Annotated in this window: 2 protein-coding genes; both read left to right on the top strand. The window is 73.2% G+C overall.

From position 1 onward, the window contains the following. The coding region (locus ACY5KJ_RS18905; protein WP_462203990.1) for a 5'-3' exonuclease at positions 1–900 on the top strand (900 nt) is incomplete at its 5' end. A 297-nt stretch (positions 901–1,197) separates the two neighbouring features. Further along, a partial coding sequence (locus ACY5KJ_RS18900) for an HAD-IB family phosphatase (protein ID WP_462203991.1) occupies positions 1,198–3,399 on the top strand: 2,202 nt, incomplete at its 3' end.

Raw genomic sequence — 3,399 nt, 5'->3', positions numbered from 1 at the left:
CTGTACTTCCGGTCGTTTTTCGGGGTGCCGCGTTCGGTGCGGGCTCCTGACGACACCCCGGTGAACGCGGTGCCGGGACTGCTCGACGTGCTGGCCCGGCAGATCGGCGAGGTGCGCCCGAAGCGGGTCGTGGTGTGTTTCGACGCCGACTGGCGGCCGGCGTTCCGGGTGGCGCTGCTGGCGTCCTACAAGGCGCACCGGGCCGCCGATGCCGGGGCCGGCGGGGTCGGGGCAGGGCAGGTCGAGCGGGTGGACGACGACCTGCTCGTCCAGCTCCCGATCATCGGCGAGGTCCTCGACGCGTTCGGGATCGCCCGGGCGGAGGCCGCCGGGTTCGAGGCTGACGATGTGATCGCGACGCTGGCGACCCGTCACCGGGGGGAGGTGGACATCCTGACCGGTGACCGGGACCTGTTCCAGCTCGTCGACGACGCGGCCGGGGTGCGGGTGCGGTACGCGGTGGAGAAGTTCGCGGTGGTCGACGAGGCGGCGGTGACGGCACGCTACGGCGTTCCGGGGCGGGCCTACGCCGATTTCGCGGTGCTGCGCGGTGATCCCAGTGACGGGTTGCTGGGGGTGGCGGGGATCGGGGCGAAGACCGCCGCGGCGCTGCTGACCCGGTTCGGGTCGCTCGCGGCGGTGCTTGCCGCGGTTGACGCCGACGGCGGTGCGGGTCTGCCGGCCGGGGCGCGGCGTCGGTTGCAGGGCGCCCGGGACTATGTGCGTGCCGCGGTGGGGGTGGTGGCGGTGGTGCGGGACGTGCCGGTGGGTGCTTCCGCCGATCTGCTGCCGGCGGCGCCGGTCGATCCGGCGGCGGTGGGGGCGCTCGCCGAACGGTGGGGGCTGACCGGTTCGTGCACGCGGCTGCTGCGGGCGCTGGCTGAGGCCGCGGGTGGCTGAGGCCGGCGTGTTCGTCCGGCTGCCGGAGTGACGCGCAGGGTCATCTCGGCGGGTGGGTGGTGGGGCTGCCCGTCACGGCGCTGCCCTGGTGACGGTAGGTTTCCCTGCGTACCTCGGCGTGGGCACACGCAGGCGGTGCGCCGGTTGACGTCACGGGGGCGGATCGTCGCCTACTGTTGCCCTCCGGGCGAGCTCCGGAGGGGCGGGTGCCCACCCGGACGAGCAGGGCCCAGGCGGTGCAGCGGATGCTCACCGGACGAGCAGGTGGCGGTGCAGGTGACGGCAGCGGAGGTCAGGGTGGGGCTGCGTGAGCGGCTCGCGGGCAGGCGGGTCCTGGTGACCGGGGCGACCGGGTTCGTCGGGGAGGCGCTGCTGGAACGGTTGCTGTCGGACTTCCCCGGCACGGCGGTGGTGGCGCTGGTGCGGCCGCGGGGCAGTCACAGCGGGGCCGCGCGGCTGGCGCGCATGATGCGGAAGCCGGCGTTCCGCGGGTTGCGGGAGGCGTTGGGTGCGGCGGGGGTGGCGGCGCTGCTCGCCGAGCGGGTGGAGGTGATCGAGGGGGATCTGGCGTCGATGCCGGATCTGCCCGCCGACATCGACGTGGTCATCCACTGTGCCGGGGAGGTGTCGTTCGACCCGCCGGTCGACGAGGCGTTCACCACGAACGTCGGCGGGGTGGCGGAGCTGCTGCGGGCGCTTGCGGCCGGGGGGGCCAGGCCTCATCTGGTGCATGTGTCGACGGCGTATGTGGCGGGGTTGCGTTCGGGGCACATCGCCGAGGGGCCGCTGGCCCATGACGTGGACTGGCGGGCCGAGTGGGATGCGGCGTCGCGGGTGCGCCAGCAGACCGAGGACGCCTCGCGGGCGCCGGAGTGTTCGGCGCGGTTTCGGGCGCAGGCGTCGCGGCGGTTCGCCGCCGCCGGGGCGCAGACGGTGTCGGCGGAGGCGGAGCGGCTGCGCCGGGCGTGGGTGGCGCGGCGGATGGTGACGGCCGGGGGCGAGCGGGCGCAGGTGCTGGGGTGGACGGATGCGTACACGTTCACCAAGGCGTTGGGTGAGCGGTATCTGGAGGATCATCACGGGGACCTGCCGTTGACGGTCGTCCGTCCCTCGATCGTCGAGAGCGCGCTGCGCCGGCCGTTCCCGGGGTGGATCGAGGGGTTCAAGATGGCCGAGCCGCTGATCCTGGCCTATGGCCGCGGTGAGCTGCCGGACTTCCCCGCCTCCCCGGACGCGGTGGTGGACATCATCCCGGTGGATCTGGTTGTCAACGCGATCCTGGCGGCGGCGGCGGTGGTGCCGCCGGCGGGCACCCCGGCCTATTACACGGTGTGTTCGGGTTTTCGTAATCCGTTGCTGTTCCGGGATCTGTACGCCTATGTGCGGGACTATTTCCGGGCCGATCCGTTGCCGCGGCGCGGCCGGGGGACGTTCGCGGTGCCGGAGTGGCCGTTCGCGGGGGCGGCGGCGGTGGAGGCGAAGCTGCGTCGCTCGGAGCGGCTGGTGGGGTTGGCGGGCCGGGCGCTGGAGCATGCCCCGCCGTCGGAACGGGTGCGCCGGCTCGCCGGGGAGTTGGAGCGGGCGGAGAGCCGGGTGGGGTTTCTGCGCCGCTACTCGGATGTGTACCGGGCGTACACGAAGGCGGAGCTGGTCTATGTCGACGACGCCACGGGTGCGTTGCACGCGGCGATGGACCCGGCCGATCAGGCGGAGTTCGGGTTTGATCCGGCGTGTTTCGACTGGCGGCACTATCTGCAGGACGTGCACTGCCCGGCGGTGACGGCGGTGCTGCGCCGGCCGCGTGATCCCGCGCCGCCGCGACGGCTGTCGGGGCATCTGGCCGCCGGTGACGGGGTGCTGGCGGTGTTCGACCTGGACGGGGCGGTGGCGTCGGCGACGGTGATCGAGTCGTATCTGTGGATGCGGTTGGCGGACGCCTCGGCGCCGCGGCGGGTGCGGGAGCTTGCGTCGCTGGCGGTGGCGTTGCCGCGGTATGTGCGTGCGGAGCGTCGTGACCGGGGGCATCTGATGCGGTCGGTGTACGCGCGCTACGCGGGGGTGGATCCGGCGGAGTTGGAGCGGCTGGTGGTGGAGGTCGCCGGGGACATTCTGCTGCGGCGGGTGAAACCGGCGGGGATCCGTCGGGTGCGTGAGCATCGGGCGGCGGGGCATCGCACGGTGCTGTTGACCGGGGCGGTGGAGGTGTTGACGCGGCCGTTCGCGCCGTTGTTCGACGATGTGATCGCCGCGCGGCTGGAGGTGGGTGCAGATGGTCTGCTGACCGGCCGGTTGGAATCCTCGCCGCTGGTCGGGGATGCGCGGGCGGCGTTTATCGATCATCATGCGCGGGTGTTGGGGGCGGATCTGGGGGTGTCGTGGGCGTATGCGGACAGCCAGTCGGATCTGCCGTTGCTGCGGGCGGTCGGTAACCCGGTGGCGGTGAACCCGGATCTCGCGTTGCATCCGGTGGCGCGGGGGGCGGGGTGGCCGATCGAGGAG

This window comes from Frankia sp. CcWB3 (genome assembly GCF_977927595.1).
Note: the sequence above shows the minus strand (reverse complement) of the source record. Positions and strands in the feature narration are given on the sequence as shown.